14 protein-coding genes are annotated in these 16,669 nt (G+C 59.5%); 13 read left to right on the plus strand and 1 reads right to left on the minus strand.

What is annotated here, in order from left to right:
* Positions 1–46 precede the first annotated feature (46 nt).
* The 8 genes from dnaE (at position 47) to ispD (ending at position 11,255) form a co-directional block, all read left to right on the plus strand.
* Positions 47–3,568, plus strand: a complete 3,522-nt coding sequence (dnaE, locus tag AC0J6G_RS03085) for a DNA polymerase III subunit alpha (protein ID WP_475251177.1) — start codon at positions 47–49, stop codon at positions 3,566–3,568.
* A 167-nt stretch (positions 3,569–3,735) separates the two neighbouring features.
* Positions 3,736–4,686: an acetyl-CoA carboxylase carboxyltransferase subunit alpha gene (locus AC0J6G_RS03090; protein ID WP_475251179.1), complete on the plus strand. Its 951-nt coding sequence runs from the start codon at positions 3,736–3,738 to the stop codon at positions 4,684–4,686.
* A complete protein-coding gene (tilS, locus tag AC0J6G_RS03095; RefSeq protein ID WP_475251181.1) occupies positions 4,687–6,000 on the plus strand; it encodes a tRNA lysidine(34) synthetase TilS in 1,314 nt (437 codons plus the stop codon).
* Positions 6,001–6,167: 167 nt separating this feature from the next.
* Complete coding sequence (locus tag AC0J6G_RS03100) at positions 6,168–7,799, plus strand: CTP synthase (protein WP_475251183.1); 1,632 nt, start codon at positions 6,168–6,170, stop codon at positions 7,797–7,799.
* Between the two features lie 3 nt (positions 7,800–7,802).
* Positions 7,803–8,648 (plus strand): 3-deoxy-8-phosphooctulonate synthase, encoded by an 846-nt coding sequence (gene kdsA / locus AC0J6G_RS03105; protein WP_475251185.1) that lies wholly within the window; start codon positions 7,803–7,805, stop codon positions 8,646–8,648.
* A gap of 144 nt (positions 8,649–8,792) precedes the next feature.
* Positions 8,793–10,082, plus strand: a complete 1,290-nt coding sequence (gene eno, locus AC0J6G_RS03110; RefSeq protein ID WP_475251187.1) for a phosphopyruvate hydratase — start codon at positions 8,793–8,795, stop codon at positions 10,080–10,082.
* Between the two features lie 184 nt (positions 10,083–10,266).
* On the plus strand, positions 10,267–10,548 hold the full coding sequence (gene ftsB / locus AC0J6G_RS03115; RefSeq protein ID WP_475251189.1) for a cell division protein FtsB: 282 nt from the start codon (positions 10,267–10,269) through the stop codon (positions 10,546–10,548).
* Complete coding sequence (ispD, locus tag AC0J6G_RS03120; RefSeq protein ID WP_475251191.1) at positions 10,545–11,255, plus strand: 2-C-methyl-D-erythritol 4-phosphate cytidylyltransferase; 711 nt, start codon at positions 10,545–10,547, stop codon at positions 11,253–11,255. The genes ftsB and ispD overlap by 4 nt, the downstream gene beginning before the upstream one ends.
* A gap of 1 nt (position 11,256) precedes the next feature.
* Here the strand turns inward: ispD and AC0J6G_RS03125 are convergent, their stop codons facing one another.
* On the minus strand, positions 11,257–12,150 hold the full coding sequence (locus AC0J6G_RS03125; RefSeq protein WP_475251193.1) for a LysR substrate-binding domain-containing protein: 894 nt from the start codon (positions 12,148–12,150) through the stop codon (positions 11,257–11,259).
* Positions 12,151–12,275: 125 nt separating this feature from the next.
* Here AC0J6G_RS03125 and AC0J6G_RS03130 point away from each other — a divergent pair, with 125 nt between their 5' ends.
* From AC0J6G_RS03130 to surE, 5 genes are all read left to right on the plus strand, one after another.
* The gene (locus tag AC0J6G_RS03130) at positions 12,276–13,388 is read left to right on the plus strand and encodes an S-(hydroxymethyl)glutathione dehydrogenase/class III alcohol dehydrogenase (protein WP_475251195.1); all 1,113 of its coding nucleotides are present in this window, start codon (positions 12,276–12,278) and stop codon (positions 13,386–13,388) included.
* A 41-nt stretch (positions 13,389–13,429) separates the two neighbouring features.
* Positions 13,430–14,278: an S-formylglutathione hydrolase gene (gene fghA, locus AC0J6G_RS03135; RefSeq protein ID WP_475251197.1), complete on the plus strand. Its 849-nt coding sequence runs from the start codon at positions 13,430–13,432 to the stop codon at positions 14,276–14,278.
* Between the two features lie 99 nt (positions 14,279–14,377).
* Positions 14,378–14,851, plus strand: coding sequence for a 2-C-methyl-D-erythritol 2,4-cyclodiphosphate synthase (gene ispF / locus AC0J6G_RS03140; RefSeq protein WP_475251199.1), 474 nt, complete (start codon positions 14,378–14,380; stop codon positions 14,849–14,851).
* A complete protein-coding gene (truD, locus tag AC0J6G_RS03145) occupies positions 14,848–15,906 on the plus strand; it encodes a tRNA pseudouridine(13) synthase TruD (protein ID WP_475251201.1) in 1,059 nt (352 codons plus the stop codon). Before ispF ends, truD begins: the two co-directional genes overlap by 4 nt.
* Complete coding sequence (surE, locus tag AC0J6G_RS03150; protein WP_475251203.1) at positions 15,894–16,643, plus strand: 5'/3'-nucleotidase SurE; 750 nt, start codon at positions 15,894–15,896, stop codon at positions 16,641–16,643. Before truD ends, surE begins: the two co-directional genes overlap by 13 nt.
* Positions 16,644–16,669: the final 26 nt, after the last annotated feature.

The raw sequence follows: 16,669 nt of genomic DNA on the forward strand, positions 1-16,669 counted from the left end.
TGTACAATCCCCGCCTTGTCGTTTTTGCGTTTTGTATAGGACTGCTATGACCGCCTCGTTCGTCCACCTGCGATTGCACACTGAGTTTTCCCTGGTAGACGGGCTGGTGCGGATCAAGCCCTTGATCAAGTCAGTGGCTGCCGCTGGGATGCCTGCGGTGGCGGTCACCGATATGAGCAACATGTGCTCGTTGGTGAAGTTCTATAAGGCGGCCATGGGCGGCGGGATCAAGCCGATCTGCGGTGCCGACATCTGGTTGGCCAGTGCCGATGAAGATGGCCCGCTGAGCCGCATGACCCTGCTGGCGATGAATGCCAAGGGCTACCGTAACCTCACTGAACTGGTCTCGCGCGGCTGGAGTGAAGGGCAGAGCAATGATCTAGTCATCATCCAGCGTGATTGGGTTAAGGAAGCGGCCGAAGGGCTGATTGCCCTGTCTGGCGCAAAAGAAGGCGAAGTCGGTCACGCCTTGCTCGATGGCGAACAGGCCAAAGCCGAGTCATTGCTGCGTGAGTGGATGGCGGTCTTTCCCGAGCGGTTTTATCTGGAAGTGCAGCGCACCAATCGGGTCAACGACGAAGAACATTTACATGCCGCTGTGGCGCTGGCCGATAAGGTTGGCGCGCCACTGGTGGCGACCAACGATGTGCGCTTTATCAAGCAGGATGATTTCGCCGCCCACGAAACCCGCGTGTGCATCGGTGAAGGTCGCAGCCTGGATGACCCACGCCGCCTGCGCACCTATTCCGATCAGCAGTACCTGAAAACGCCTCAGGAAATGGCCGAGCTGTTCAGTGATCTGCCGGAAGCGCTGGAAAACACCATCGAGATTGCCAAGCGCTGCAATATTGAAGTGCAGCTGGGCAAATACTTCCTGCCGGACTTCCCCGTGCCAGCCGGCATGACCATGGACGAATACTTTCGCCAGGTCTCGTTCGAGGGCTTGGAAGAGCGTCTGGCAGTGCTCTGGCCGAAGGAGACCACGCCCAATTACGAAGAGAAGCGTCAGGTCTACATCGACCGGTTGAATTTCGAGCTGGATATCATCATCCAGATGGGCTTCCCCGGTTATTTCCTGATCGTAATGGACTTCATCAAGTGGGCGAAAAACAACGGCGTGCCGGTGGGTCCGGGCCGTGGTTCAGGTGCCGGTTCGCTGGTGGCCTACGTGCAGAAGATCACCGACCTCGACCCACTGGCCTATGACCTGCTGTTCGAACGTTTCCTCAACCCGGAACGGGTCTCCATGCCCGACTTCGACGTTGACTTCTGCATGGACGGCCGCGACCGCGTGATCGATTACGTGGCCGAGAAATACGGCCGTAACGCCGTGAGCCAGATCATCACCTTCGGCACCATGGCGGCCAAGGCGGTAGTGCGCGACGTGGCGCGGGCGCAGGGCAAGTCCTACGGCTTGGCGGATCGCCTGTCGAAGATGATTCCCTTCGAAGTCGGCATGACGTTGGAGAAGGCCTACGAGATGGAGGAGCCGCTGCGCGACTTCCTCAAGGTCGACGAAGACGCCCGGGAAATCTGGGAAATGTCGCTCAAGCTCGAAGGCATCTGTCGCGGTACCGGCAAGCACGCGGGCGGCGTGGTAATTGCGCCGACTAAGCTCACCGACTTCTCGCCGATTGCCTGCGATGACGAAGGTGGCGGCCTAGTCACCCAGTTCGACAAGGACGACGTGGAATCCGCCGGGCTAGTTAAGTTCGACTTCCTCGGCCTGCGCACACTGACCATCATCAAGTGGGCGATGGAGACCATCAACCGCGAGCAGGCCAAGCAGGGCCTGCCGGATCTGAATATCGATTTTATCCCGCTGGACGATAAGCCGACGTTCAGCATGCTGCAGAAAGCCGAGACCACGGCGGTGTTCCAGCTTGAATCGCGCGGCATGAAGGAGCTGATCAAAAAGCTCAAGCCGGACTGCCTGGAAGATATGATCGCTCTGGTGGCCCTGTTCCGTCCGGGGCCGTTGCAGTCGGGCATGGTGGACGACTTTATCAACCGTAAACACGGTCGCGAGCCGATTTCCTACCCGCATCAGGACTATCAGTACGCGGGCCTGGAGCCCGTACTGAAACCGACCTACGGCATCATCCTGTACCAGGAACAGGTGATGCAGATCGCCCAGGTCATGGCCGGCTACACCCTTGGCGGGGCAGATATGCTGCGCCGCGCCATGGGTAAGAAAAAACCCGAGGAAATGGCCAAGCAGCGCGGCGGCTTTATTGAAGGCTGCGCCAGCAATGGTATTGATGCCAACTTGGCGGGCAACATCTTTGACCTGGTAGAAAAGTTCGCCGGTTACGGCTTCAACAAGTCCCACTCTGCTGCTTATGGCTTGCTCTCGTATCAGACCGCCTGGCTTAAGGCCCACCACTCGGCGGCCTTCATGGCGGCGGTGTTGTCGGCGGATATGCACAACACCGACAAGGTGGTCACCCTGATCGAAGAGTGCCGCAGCATGAAGCTGCGCCTCGACGCGCCGGATGTGAACATCTCCGAGTTCAAGTTTACGGTTAACAACGAAGGTTGGATCGTCTACGGCCTGGGTGCGATCAAGGGCGTGGGCGAGGGGCCGGTGGAGGCCATCGTCGAGGCGCGTCTAGAAGGGCCGTTCAAGGACCTGTTCGATTTCTGCTCGCGGGTCGACCTCAAACGCATCAATAAGCGCACCCTCGAAGCGTTGATTCGCAGCGGCGCACTGGACCGTCTCGGGCCGCATTTCCATGAGGAGCTGAAAGCCTACAAAGCCAATATCGACCGCAACCGCGCCGTATTGCTGGGTGCGATGGAGGAGGCCGTACAGGCCGCCGAACAGACCGCGCGCAGTGCTGAGAGCGGGCATATGGACCTGTTCGGCGGGGTGTTTGCCGATGCCGAGGCGGATGTTTACCTCAATCACCTGCGCGCCCGCGATCTGACCCTGAAAGAGCGCCTCAAGGGTGAGAAGGATACCCTTGGCTTGTACTTGACCGGTCACCCGATTGACGAGTACGAAGGCGAAGTGCGGCGCTTTGCCCGTCAGCGCATCGTCGACCTGAAAGCCGCGCGCGGTGATCAGACGATTGCCGGCTTGGTAGTCAACCTTCGGGTGATGAAGAACAAGAGGGGCGACAAGATGGGCTTTATTACCCTCGATGATCGCTCCGGACGGATCGAGGCCTCCTTGTTTGCCGAAGCGTTCAACACAGCCCAAGCCCTGCTGCAGACTGACGCTTTGGTCGTGGTCGAAGGCGAGGTGAGTAATGACGACTTCTCTGGCGGTTTGCGCCTGCGTGCCAAGCGGGTGATGAGCCTGGAAGAGGCACGCACCGGGCTGGCCGACAGCCTGCGGCTGAAGGTCAGCAGCAGCGCCTTGCAAGGCGATCGCCTGCGTTGGTTGGCCGATGTATGCGGTCGTCATCGCGGCGCCTGTCCGATCACCGTCGACTACAGCGGTAGCGATGCCAAGGCGCAATTGCAGTTTGGTGAAGGCTGGCGCATTGAGCCTGGTGACGCTCTGATTCAGACTTTGCGTGACCAGTTCGGGCGAGACAACGTCTTTTTGCACTACCGCTAATTTGCGATGCACATGCTTTGCGGTTGGATGTGATGCCCTGTGGCTTCTGTATTGAAAATTTTCGTGCAGAACCGGGTGTCGACCTGAATGCGCCTACTGCTATAAGGTAGGGCGCGATAACGGATACAGCTCCCGGCCACTTGGCCGTCGACGCAAGACGGATGACTATGAACCCGAATTTTCTCGATTTCGAACAGCCGATCGCCGACCTGCAAGCCAAGATCGAAGAGCTTCGCCTGGTCGGTAACGACAACTCGTTGAACATCTCTGATGAAATCGCCCGCCTGCAAGACAAGAGCAGCTCGCTGACCGAAAGTATTTTCGGCAACCTGAGCAGCTGGCAGATTGCTCAGTTGGCGCGCCACCCGCGTCGCCCGTACACCCTCGATTACCTGCAGCACATTTTTACCGAGTTCGATGAGCTGCATGGCGACCGCCACTTCTCCGACGATGCGGCCCTGGTGGGTGGCGTTGCGCGTCTGGACGGTGAGCCGGTGATGGTTATTGGTCACCAGAAAGGCCGTGAGATTCGCGAAAAAGTACGCCGCAACTTCGGCATGCCGCGTCCGGAGGGCTATCGCAAGGCCTGTCGACTGATGGAGATGGCTGAACGCTTCAAGATGCCGATCCTGACCTTTATCGACACCCCGGGTGCCTACCCAGGCATCGACGCCGAAGAGCGCAACCAGAGCGAGGCTATCGCCTGGAACCTGCGCGTTATGGCGCGCCTGAAAACCCCGATCATCGCCACCGTAATCGGCGAGGGTGGTTCCGGTGGTGCGTTGGCGATTGGTGTGTGCGATCAGCTCAACATGCTGCAGTACTCGACCTACTCGGTAATCTCACCGGAAGGCTGCGCCTCCATTTTGTGGAAGACCGCAGAAAAAGCCCCGGATGCCGCCGAGGCGATGGGTATCACGGCAGAGCGCCTTAAGGGTTTGGGCATTGTTGATCAAGTGATCAGCGAGCCGCTCGGTGGCGCACACAGCGATCCGGTTGCGACCGCCGAAGCGGTTCGTCAGGCATTGCGTTCACAGCTGGAAATGCTCAAAACCTTTGATACCGACGCGCTGCTCAAGCGTCGTTATGAGCGTTTGATGAGCTACGGCATCGCCTAAATGAGCTTAAGCGCCAGGTTGCTGGAATCTCTAGCGCCCTGGCGTGCTGCGTCGGCCTGGCATATCGCCTTGTCTGGTGGGCTGGATTCCACAGTGCTGCTGCACCTGTTGGTCAGTCTCGCGCAACGCGAGGCGCTGCCGCCTCTTTCCGCCATTCATATCCATCACGGCTTACAGGCTGCGGCCGATGCGTGGCCAGCGCATTGTCGTGAGCTGTGCGCGGCGTTGCCTGTACCGCTGCAGGTCGAATATGTGCAGGTGGCGCCGGGTGCCAGCCTTGAGCAGGCGGCGCGCGATGCCCGTTATGCGGCCTTTGCGGCGCGTCTGGATGCTGGCGAGGTGCTACTGACTGGGCAGCACCGTGATGATCAGGCGGAAACCCTGTTGTTTCGTTTGCTGCGCGGTGCTGGGGTGCAAGGTTTGTCGGCCATGCCGGCGAGTCGTGCGCTGGGAACCGGGCAGTTGGTTAGGCCGTTGCTCAAATGCTCGCGCGCTGAGCTGTTGGCTTATGCCCGTGAACACAAGCTGAGCTGGATCGAAGATCCGTCCAATGCCGATGAGCGCTTCTCGCGTAATTACCTGCGCCGTCAGGTGATGCCTGCGCTGCTCGGTCGCTGGCCGCAGGCCTGCGCCAATATGGCCCGTAGCGCCGCGCACTTGAGTGAGGCTGCGCAATTGCTCGATGAGTTAGCGCAGCAGGATGTTGCTGCGGCCGGCGTGGCGAGTGAATTCCCCTGGCTGTCGTTACCCAATCTGGCATTACCTGTGCTGCGCGATTTGAGTGAGCCGCGCCAGCGCAATGCCCTGCGTTATTGGTTGCGGTCACTAACAGCGATGCCCGACAGCGAGCACTGGGCCGGCTGGCGAGCGCTGCGCGATGCCGCGCAGGATGCTGCGCCTTTATGGGCGTTAGCGGCCGGTGAGTTGCGCCGCAGTGATGATCGGCTGTGGTGGTTGGCTGGGGATTGGCTGCGCTCGCCTGCACTGCCCGATATCGCGGTTCAAGGTAACCAATGGTTAGTATTGCCGGGTAATGGCCGTGTACGAATTCATGGCCGGTTTCCGTCGGGCGACTGGCAGCTAGGTTACCGGTGTCCGGGTGAAAAAATGCTGTTGCCGGGGCGCGGGCATCGCGACCTGAAACGTTTATTTAATGAATGGTGTGTGCCGGTTTTTGTTCGGGATCGCCTGCCGCTGCTGCGTCTGGATAACCACGTGGTGGCAGTCGCTAACCTCCCAGGGCTGTGCGGTCCACACGATGACAGCTGGCAATTGCAGTGGCAGCCGCCGACGAGCGATCAAGGTTTGAGCTGATAAGCCCTTTCCGGTAGACTACGCTCCCGTCTTACTAGTGCTTTTGTTGACTCCCTTGGGAATCGACAGGGCTAGCTTATTGCAGTGTGCTGCAGCAAGTGGCTTGGGTACTCCTTCGCTTTCCTCGGCGGCACTGGCCGCTTAAACGCAGACTTCTAGGGTTCTTCATGACGCGCTACATATTCGTCACGGGTGGTGTTGTTTCTTCATTGGGGAAAGGCATCGCCTCGGCTTCATTGGCGGCTATCCTGGAGGCGCGGGGCCTGAAGGTCACCATGCTCAAGCTGGATCCCTATATCAACGTCGATCCGGGCACGATGAGCCCGTTCCAGCACGGTGAGGTGTTTGTCACCCACGACGGCGCTGAGACCGACCTTGATCTGGGCCACTACGAGCGGTTTATCCGCACCACCATGACCAAGAGCAACAACTTCACCACCGGCCGCGTCTACGAAGACGTGCTGCGCCGCGAGCGCCGTGGTGATTACCTGGGTGCGACCATTCAGGTTATTCCGCACATCACCGATGAGATCAAGCGCCGCATCATCAAGGGTGCTGGCGATGCTGACGTGGCCATGGTTGAAATTGGTGGCACGGTCGGTGACATCGAGTCGCAACCATTCCTCGAGGCGATCCGTCAGTTACGTGTAGAAGTGGGTGCCAAGCGCGCCATGCTGATGCACTTGACGTTGGTGCCGTATATCGCAACCGCTGGCGAAACCAAGACCAAGCCGACTCAGCATTCGGTGAAAGAGCTGCGCTCCATCGGCTTGCAGCCAGACGTATTGATCTGCCGTTCCGACCACCCGATCGACATTTCCTCGCGTCGCAAGATCGCGCTGTTCACTAACGTTGAAGAGCGCGCGGTGATTTCCCTGGAAGACGTCGACACCATTTACAAGATCCCAGGCGTGCTGCATGCCCAAGGTCTGGATGACTTCGTCGTCGAGCGCTTCGGTCTGGAGTGCAACACGGCTGATCTGTCCGAATGGGATCGCGTGGTCGATGCCAAGCTCAACCCGGAGCACGAAGTCACCATCGCCATGGTCGGTAAGTACATGGAGCTGCTGGATGCCTATAAATCGCTGATCGAAGCGATGAGCCATGCCGGCATCCAGAACCGTACCAAGGTTAACCTGCGCTATATCGACTCCGAAGATATTGAGAACAAAGGCACCGACCTGCTGGAAGGTGTCGATGCCATTCTAGTGCCGGGCGGCTTTGGTCTGCGTGGCGTGGAAGGCAAGATCAAAACCGTGCAGTTCGCCCGCGAAAACAAGATTCCTTATCTGGGTATTTGTCTGGGTATGCAGGTGGCCGTGATCGAGTTCGCACGTAATGTGCTGGGCTGGACTGATGCCAACTCCAGCGAGTTTGATACCAGCAGCAGTCATCCCGTGGTTGGGTTGATCACTGAATGGCAGGACGCAACCGGTGCCACCGAGCAGCGCAGTGATAACTCTGACCTGGGCGGCACCATGCGCTTGGGCGCGCAGGATTGTCAGCTTCAGAGTGGCTCGCAAGTACATCAGTGCTACGGCCAAGACGTGATTGTTGAGCGTCATCGCCATCGTTACGAGGTCAACAACAACCTGCTGCCGCAATTGATTGATGCTGGGCTGAAAGTAACCGGACGTTCGGCCGATGGTGCGTTGGTTGAAGTGGTAGAGGCGCCCAACCATCCGTGGTTTGTTGCCTGCCAATTCCACCCTGAGTTCACCTCGACCCCGCGTGACGGCCATCCGTTGTTCAGCGGTTTCGTCCAGGCGGCCTTGGCACAGCACGCGAAGAAGGCTTAAGGCATGACTCAGAAAATCATCAAGGTCGGCGGCATTGAAATCGCCAACGACAAGCCGTTCGTGCTGTTCGGTGGCATCAATGTCATTGAGTCCCGCGATTTGGCCATACGTGCTTGTGAAGAATACGTGCGCGTTACCGAGAAGCTCGGCATCCCCTATGTGTTCAAGGCCAGCTTTGATAAAGCCAACCGCTCGTCCGTGACCTCGTTCCGTGGCCCAGGCCTGGAAGAGGGCATGAAGGTCTTTGAGGAAATCAAAAAGACCTTCGGCGTGCCGGTGATCACTGACGTGCATGAGCCGCATCAGGCGCAGCCGGTGGCGGATGTCTGCGACATCATCCAGCTGCCGGCGTTTCTTTCGCGGCAGACCGACCTGGTAGTGGCCATGGCCAAGACCGGCGCGGTGATCAATATCAAGAAAGCCCAGTTCCTCGCACCCCAGGAGATGAAGCACATCCTGGCCAAGTGTGAAGAGGCCGGTAATGACCAACTCATTCTCTGCGAACGTGGTTCCAGCTTCGGTTACAACAACCTGGTGGTGGACATGCTCGGCTTCGGCATCATGAAGCAGATGAACTACCCGGTGTTCTTCGACGTGACCCACGCCCTGCAAATGCCAGGCGGTCGCGCCGATTCCGCTGGCGGTCGTCGTGCTCAGGTCACTGATCTGGCTAAAGCCGGCATGAGCCAGGGGCTGGCTGGTCTGTTCCTCGAAGCGCATCCAGATCCGGACAATGCCAAATGTGACGGCCCTTGCGCCCTGCGTCTGGACAAGCTGGAGCCGTTCCTCACCCAGCTCAAGCAGCTGGATGACTTGATCAAGAGTTTTGCGCCGATTGAGACTGCCTGAAACGGCAAATCTCCGGTAAAGTGCCATTTGTATACAATCTGGCTAAATAGTCAGTACATTTTGCGCGCTGGTGTAATCGCCAGCGCGCAATGAGTGTGCAGCTCGGTACTATCCTTTCGTCAATTTTTTGGAGTGCTACACGCAATGGCAACGATCGTCGACATCAAAGGCCGTGAGGTTCTCGATTCCCGTGGTAACCCAACTGTGGAGGCTGACGTAATTCTCGACGGCGGCATCATGGGCAGCGCCTGTGCGCCGTCCGGTGCCTCCACCGGTTCGCGTGAAGCGCTGGAATTGCGTGATGGCGACAAGAGCCGTTACCTGGGCAAGGGTGTGCTGAAGGCCGTGGCCAATATCAATGGTCCGATCCGTGACCTGCTGTTGGGCAAAGATGCTACTGACCAGAAAGCTCTCGACCTGGCGATGATTGCCCTCGACGGCACTGAAAACAAAGCCACCTTGGGTGCCAACGCCATCCTTGCTGTGTCCCTGGCCGCTGCCAAGGCTGCCGCGCAGGCCAAGGGCGTGCCGTTGTACGCACACATCGCCGATCTGAATGGCACTCCGGGCGTTTACTCAATGCCGGTGCCGATGATGAACATCATCAACGGCGGCGAGCATGCCGATAACAACGTCGACATTCAGGAATTCATGGTTCAGCCGGTTGGCGCCAAGACTTTCGCCGACGCGCTGCGCATGGGCACCGAGATTTTCCACCACCTCAAAGCTGTGCTGAAGGCCCGTGGCCTGAGCACTTCGGTGGGTGATGAAGGCGGTTTCGCGCCGAACCTGGCGTCCAACGAAGACGCCCTGGCTGCCATCGCCGAAGCCGTGGCCAATGCCGGTTATACCTTGGGTGACGACGTCACCCTGGCCTTGGACTGCGCTTCCAGCGAGTTCTTCAAGGATGGCAAGTACGACCTGGCGGGCGAAGGTAAGGTGTTTGACGCTGCTGGTTTCGCCGATTACCTGGCTGGCCTGTCCGAGCGTTATCCGATCATCTCCATCGAAGACGGCATGGACGAGTCCGACTGGGCTGGCTGGAAAGTCCTCACCGACAAGATCGGCGAAAAAGTGCAACTGGTCGGCGACGATCTGTTTGTGACCAACACCAAGATCCTCAAGCGCGGTATCGACGAGTCGATCGGCAACTCGATCCTGATCAAGTTCAACCAGATCGGTACCCTGACCGAAACGCTGGAAGCCATTCAGATGGCCAAAGCAGCTGGTTACACCGCCGTGATCTCGCACCGCTCGGGTGAAACCGAAGACAGCACCATCGCCGACCTGGCTGTGGGTACTGCTGCTGGCCAGATCAAGACCGGCTCGCTGTGCCGCTCGGACCGCGTGTCCAAGTACAACCAACTGTTGCGCATCGAAGAGCAGCTGGCTGGCAAGGCACCTTACAACGGCCGTGCCGAGTTCCGTGGCTGAGAATAGCCGCGCTGAAGTCACGGCGTTGAGCCCGGTGTGGTACATGGAGGCGGCAAATACCGTCATCCGTTATCAGCCGGTTTGGCCCTAGTCTTCGTTCGCGATATGTTCAGTCATCACTCAAGGCATGGTAAAAGGGGGCGGCGCGAGTCGCCCCTTTTTTCGTCCGGAAGCTTTTTTCGCTATGCGCAATAATTACTACTGGGTGTTTATCGTGCTGATTGCTGTGCTGGCAGGCTTGCAGTATCGCCTGTGGGTGGGGGACGGCAGTTTGGCTCAGGTCACCCAGTTACAGCAGCAGATCGCTAATCAGCAAGGTGAAAACCAGCAGCTGCAAGAGCGTAATCGGACGCTCGAAGCGGAAGTGCAGGAGCTGAAAAGCGGTATGGAAACCGTCGAAGAGCGTGCGCGGCATGAGCTGGGCATGCTTAAAGAGGGCGAAACGCTCTATCAGTTGGCTGAATGAATACCTCCTCACTTCCTTCTTTTTGGGCGCTGATTCCCGCTGCGGGTATCGGCAGTCGGATGCGCGCCGATCGGCCTAAGCAGTACCTGCAATTGGCAGATAAAACCATCATCGAGCATACGTTGGCGTGCTTTCTTGGCCATGCGCAACTACGCGGTGTGGTGGTCAGTCTGGCGGTTGATGACCCCTATTGGCCAAGCCTGGCATGCGCCAGTGATGCGCGTATCCAGCGCGCCGAGGGCGGTGCTGAGCGCGCTGACTCGGTGCTGAGTGGGTTGCTGCGCTTGAGTGAGCTGGGCGCCGAGCAGCAAGATTGGGTGCTGGTGCATGATGCTGCGCGGCCGAATCTGGCGCGTGCTGATCTGGACTTATTGCTCGCGCAGCTTGCCAACGACCCTGTGGGCGGGCTGTTGGCGGCACCGGCGCGTGACACCCTCAAGCGTGCCGGCCCCGATGGACGGATACAGGTCACGGTGGACCGCTCAGCGATATGGCAGGCCTTTACGCCGCAGATGTTCCGTCTAGGTGAGTTGCAGCGTGCGCTGGCGGATGCGTTGATTGCCGGTGTGGCGATCACCGATGAGGCGTCCGCCATGGAGTGGGCAGGGCTCGCGCCCCGTTTAATTGAGGGGCGCACAGACAACCTCAAGATGACGCGACCGGAAGATATGCAGACGCTCAATCTGCTTTGGCAAAATCGCCGCTAGTTCAGTCCGCACGGTATTCGCGGCGTTGCCCAAGCCCTAGCTTCAGAAAATCCACCAACTGCCGCACTTTGGGCGACAGGTGACGCTGTTGGGGATAAATCGCCCACACGGCGGTGTCGGGTGGTTGCTGCGTGTCCAGCAGCGACACCAGTGCGCCACTGCGCAGGTGCTCCAGTACGTAATAATCCGGTAGCTGGCACAGGCCAATACCCCGTAGCGCTGCTTCTAGTACCGCCTGGCCGCTGTTACAGCGCCAGTTGCCCTGCACTCGCACGCTTGTGTCACGGCTACCGGCCTGAAAATTCCACAGGTCTGAGCTGCCGATCAAACAGTTGTGCTGAGTGAGTTCGGATAACGAATGCGGGCGGCCGTAGCGCTGTAGGTAATTAGGCGCCGCACACAGGTACATCTGCCGAGGCGCTAATTTGGTCGCGATTAAGCGGGAGTCCTGCAGGCGCCCCAAACGGATGGCCAGGTCCATACCTTCGTGCAGCAGATCGAGGGTGCGGTTGCTCAGTTCGATGTCCACCCGTAACTGCGGGTGCTTCACCATAAAATCAGTCACCAGCGGCACGATAAAGCGTTCGCCGTAGGCCACCGCGCAGGTCATGCGCAGCAACCCTTTTGGCTCGCTGCCCAGGTCGCCGACCGCACGCAGGGCTTCCTCGCGGGCATCTTGTAGGCGTTGGCAATGTTGCAGAAAGGTTTGCCCGGCTTCGGTCAGTGCCACCCGGCGGGTGCTGCGGTAGAACAGGCGGGTTTGCAGGCGCTCTTCCAGGCGGGCGATCTGTCGGCTGACCTGAGATGACGACAGGCCCAAGCGTTCGGCGGCGGCCGTGAACTGGCCGCATTCAGCCACGGCGACAAATTCATCGAGGCCTTCCCAGCGATTCATGGCGGATGTCCTTGGTACGATTTGATTATCCCTATATAGCAAGAATGTTTTGTTTTTTGGTGGATTATCTATCTGCATCACTGATCTACACTCTGCGCCACCGTTGAGTCCGCTGGAGAGCGATCATGATCAAGTCCCGTGCTGCCGTAGCCTTTGCCCCCAATCAGCCGCTGCAAATCGTCGAAGTCGACGTGGCGCCGCCCAAGGCCGGGGAAGTGTTGGTGCGCATTGTCGCCACTGGTGTTTGCCACACCGATGCTTACACCTTGTCCGGTGAGGATTCCGAAGGGGTATTCCCAGCCATTCTCGGTCATGAAGGTGGCGGCATCGTCGAGGCCATCGGTGAAGGGGTGACCTCGGTGCAGGTGGGCGACCACGTGATTCCGCTGTACACCGCCGAATGCCGCACCTGCAAATTCTGCACATCCGGCAAAACCAACCTGTGCAGCTCGGTGCGCGCCACCCAGGGCAAAGGCTTGATGCCGGACGGCACCAGCCGCTTCAGCTACAACGGCGAGCCGATCTACCACTACATGGGGTGCTCGACCTTCTCCGAATACACCGTGTTGCCGGAAGTCTCCCTGGCGGTGATCCCCAAGGACGCGCCGCTGGAGAAGGTCTGCCTGCTCGGTTGCGGCGTGACCACCGGCATCGGCGCGGTGCTCAACACGGCCAAGGTGGAAGAGGGCGCCACCGTGGCGATCTTCGGCCTCGGTGGTATCGGCCTGGCGGCAATCATTGGCGCGAAGATGGCCAAGGCTAGCCGCATCATTGCCGTCGACATCAATCCAGCCAAGTTCGCCGTGGCCCGCGAGCTAGGTGCGACCGACTTTATCAACCCGAAGGATTTCGCCAAGCCGATTCAGGAGGTCATCGTCGAGATGACCGACGGCGGCGTGGACTACTCCTTTGAATGCGTCGGTAATGTGCAGTTGATGCGCGCCGCATTGGAATGCGCACACAAAGGCTGGGGCGAGTCGGTAATTATCGGCGTGGCCGGTGCCGGCCAAGAGATCAGCACACGTCCATTCCAGTTGGTTACTGGTCGCGTCTGGCGCGGTTCAGCGTTTGGCGGCGTCAAAGGCCGTACCGAGCTGCCGAGCTATGTGGAAAAGGCGCAGAAGGGCGAAATCCCGCTGGATACCTTTATCACCCACAACATGCCGCTCGAAGACATCAACAAGGCCTTCGATCTGATGCATGAAGGCAAGAGTATCCGCACCGTTATCCACTTCTGATCACGCTGGGCGGCTGTCACAGCTGCCCAATGGAGGCATCCATGACCTTGGAAAATATTTCCTGCCAGAAGAGTGCCGGTGGCTGGCATAAACGCTATCGCCATCGTTCAGCGGTGCTGGGCTGCGACATGGTATTTGCCGTGTACCTGCCGCCACAGGCCGAGCAGGGCGAAAAGTTGCCGGTGCTGTATTGGCTGAGCGGGCTGACCTGTACCGATGAAAACTTTATGCAGAAGGCCGGCGCGCACAAGTTGGCGGCCGAGCTGGGGATGATCATCGTGGCGCCGGATACCAGCCCGCGCGGCGCTGATGTGCCAGATGATCCGGACAAAGCCTGGGGCTTCGGTCTGGGCGCCGGCTTTTACCTGAATGCCACCCAAGAACCTTGGGCCCGGCATTACCGCATGTACGACTACGTGGTGCAGGAGCTGCCGGCGTTGATCGAGGCAAACTTCCCAGTGTCTGACAAGCGCGGCATCAGCGGTCACTCCATGGGCGGGCATGGCGCACTGGTGTGTGCACTACGCAATCCGGGGCGCTATCAGTCGTTGTCGGCGTTTGCCCCGATCAGCAACCCGAGCAATTGCGCTTGGGGTAAGAAGGCCTTCTCCCGCTACCTGGGTGATGAGCGTTCGCGCTGGCGTGAATGGGATGCTTGCGCCTTGCTTGCCGAGGCGACGGAAAAGCTGCCGATTCTGGTCGATCAGGGTGACCGTGATGATTTTCTGGAAGCTCAGCTTAAGCCCGATGCCCTCAAGGCTGCTGCGCAGGCCGCAGGCCATCCGCTGACCCTGCGCCTGCAGCCGGGCTACGACCACAGCTACTACTTTATCGCCAGCTTTATTGATGACCACTTGCGTCACCATGCGGCGGCATTGCACCAAACGTAACCCGGATAACGCCTGGGGAATTCGTCACCCGGATTTCATCCGGGCAACCCATCAATCCGGTTAGAATCACGCCCTGACTTTTTCAGGGCGTTGTTTCTTATGCGTATTGGCCACGGCTACGATGTGCACCGCTTTACTGCGGGCACTTTTATCACCTTGGGCGGCGTACAAATCCCCCACACGTTTGGCCTGCTGGCCCATTCCGACGGCGACGTGCTGCTGCATGCCTTGAGCGATGCCTTGCTCGGCGCGGCCGCGCTGGGCGATATCGGTAAACACTTCCCCGATACCGACCCCACCTTTAAGGGGGCCGATAGCCGCGTGCTGCTGCGCCATGTGCTCGGCCTTATTCACGGCAAAGGCTGGCAGGTCGGTAACGTCGACGCTACCATCGTCGCCCAGGCCCCAAAGATGGCCCCGCATATCGAAACCATGCGTACACGGATTGCCGAAGACCTGCAGGTGAGCCTGGATCAGGTCAACGTCAAAGCCACGACCACTGAGAAACTCGGCTTTACCGGGCGTGAGGAAGGCATTGCCGTGCATGCCATCGCGCTGTTGGTTGCCCGATGAACGAACTACAACTGCTGGGCCCTCGCGCCCACGGCGAGCCCTGCGGCACCGCGGTGCTCAAGGCTGTGGCGGAAGATTTTCAGGTCGATGAGGTGCTGGACATCCCCCTGGCTGGCGAGGGTGAACACCTCTGGCTATGGGTGGAAAAGCGCGAGCTGAACACCGAAGAAGCCGCCAAACGCATCGCTCGCGCTGCCGGCGTGCCAATACGCTTGATCAGCTATGCCGGGCTCAAGGATCGCCAAGCATTGACCCGCCAGTGGTTCAGCCTGCACCTGCCGGGCAAGGTCGACCCCGATCTAAGTGCGGCTGAAGATGCCAGCCTGAGCATCCTCAAGCAGGTGCGGCATACCCGCAAGCTGCAGCGCGGTGCCCATGCGGCCAACGGTTTTACCCTGCGCCTGACTCAGCTGGCTGTGGATCGCGAGGCGCTGGATCAGCGCCTCACGCAAATCGCTGCGCAAGGCGTTCCCAACTATTTCGGTTTGCAGCGCTTCGGCTATGAAGGCGGCAATGTCGCCCATGCCCGCCATTTTGCCGCGAATAAGAGCCTGCCGGAGAAGCGCAATGTGCGTTCGCGGGTGCTCTCGGCGGCGCGCAGCTATCTGTTTAATCAAGTGCTGGCCGCGCGGGTCGCCGCTGGCACTTGGAATCAGGCGCTGCTCGGCGACCTACTGGCCTTTACCGACAGCCGCAGCTTCTTTGCCGCGGGCGAGGCTGAGTGCTCTGATCCGCGCTTGGCCATTCTCGATCTGCATCCCACCGGCCCGTTGTGGGGCGCTGGTGTGTCCACGGCAACCGGTATTGCCCAGGCGCTTGAGCAGGATTTGGCTGAGCGCGAGGGGCTCTTGGTCGACTGGTTGGCAGAAGCGGACATGACGCACGAACGGCGGGTCCTGCGCCTCCCCATTGGCGGCCTGTCGTGGCATTATCCCGAGCCTGACATTCTGCAACTGGAATTCGTCCTGCCGGCTGGATGCTTCGCTACCGTATTGGTGCGTGAGCTTGTCGATCTTTTGCCTGCAGGGCAGGCGGACAACCCATGCGTATTCTGATTTCCAATGATGACGGCGTCGCGGCGCCGGGTCTTGCTGCATTGCATGCGGCGCTGGCTGATTATGCCGAGTGCACGGTGATAGCACCCGATCAAGACAAGAGCGGCGCCAGCAGCTCGCTGACCCTCGATCGGCCCCTGCACCCAACCACGTTGGCCAATGGCTATATCAGCCTCAATGGCACACCGACTGATTGCGTGCACCTGGGCCTCAACGGCCTGTTACCGCACGTTGCGGATCTGGTGGTGTCGGGCATCAACCTGGGGGCAAACCTGGGCGATGATGTGCTGTATTCCGGCACCGTCGCTGCGGCCTTGGAAGGGCGTTTTCTGGCCCGTCCGGCGTTTGCTTTTTCCTTGCTCTCTCGCATGCCGGACAACCTGGCGACGGCTGCTTATTTCGCCCGCAAGCTGGTCGAGGCGCATGAACAGCTCGACCTGCCGCCGCGCACCGTACTCAACGTGAATATCCCCAACCTGCCGCTGGAGCACATTCGCGGCATTCAGCTAACCCGCCTGGGCCATCGCGCTCGTGCTGCGGCGCCGGTGAAGGTGGTCAACCCGCGTGGTAAAGAGGGTTACTGGATCTCGGTGGCCGGTGACGCCGAGGACGGTGGTCCGGGCACGGATTTCCATGCGGTGATGCAGGGGTACGTATCGGTCACGCCGCTGCAGCTGGATCGTACGTTTGCCGACGGGTTCCACAGCCTGCAACCCTGGTTGGAGGGCCTGCTTTGATCCAACAGAATGAGTTGCAGCACCGC

Source organism: Pseudomonas sp. TS_SC_3 (assembly GCF_056156225.1).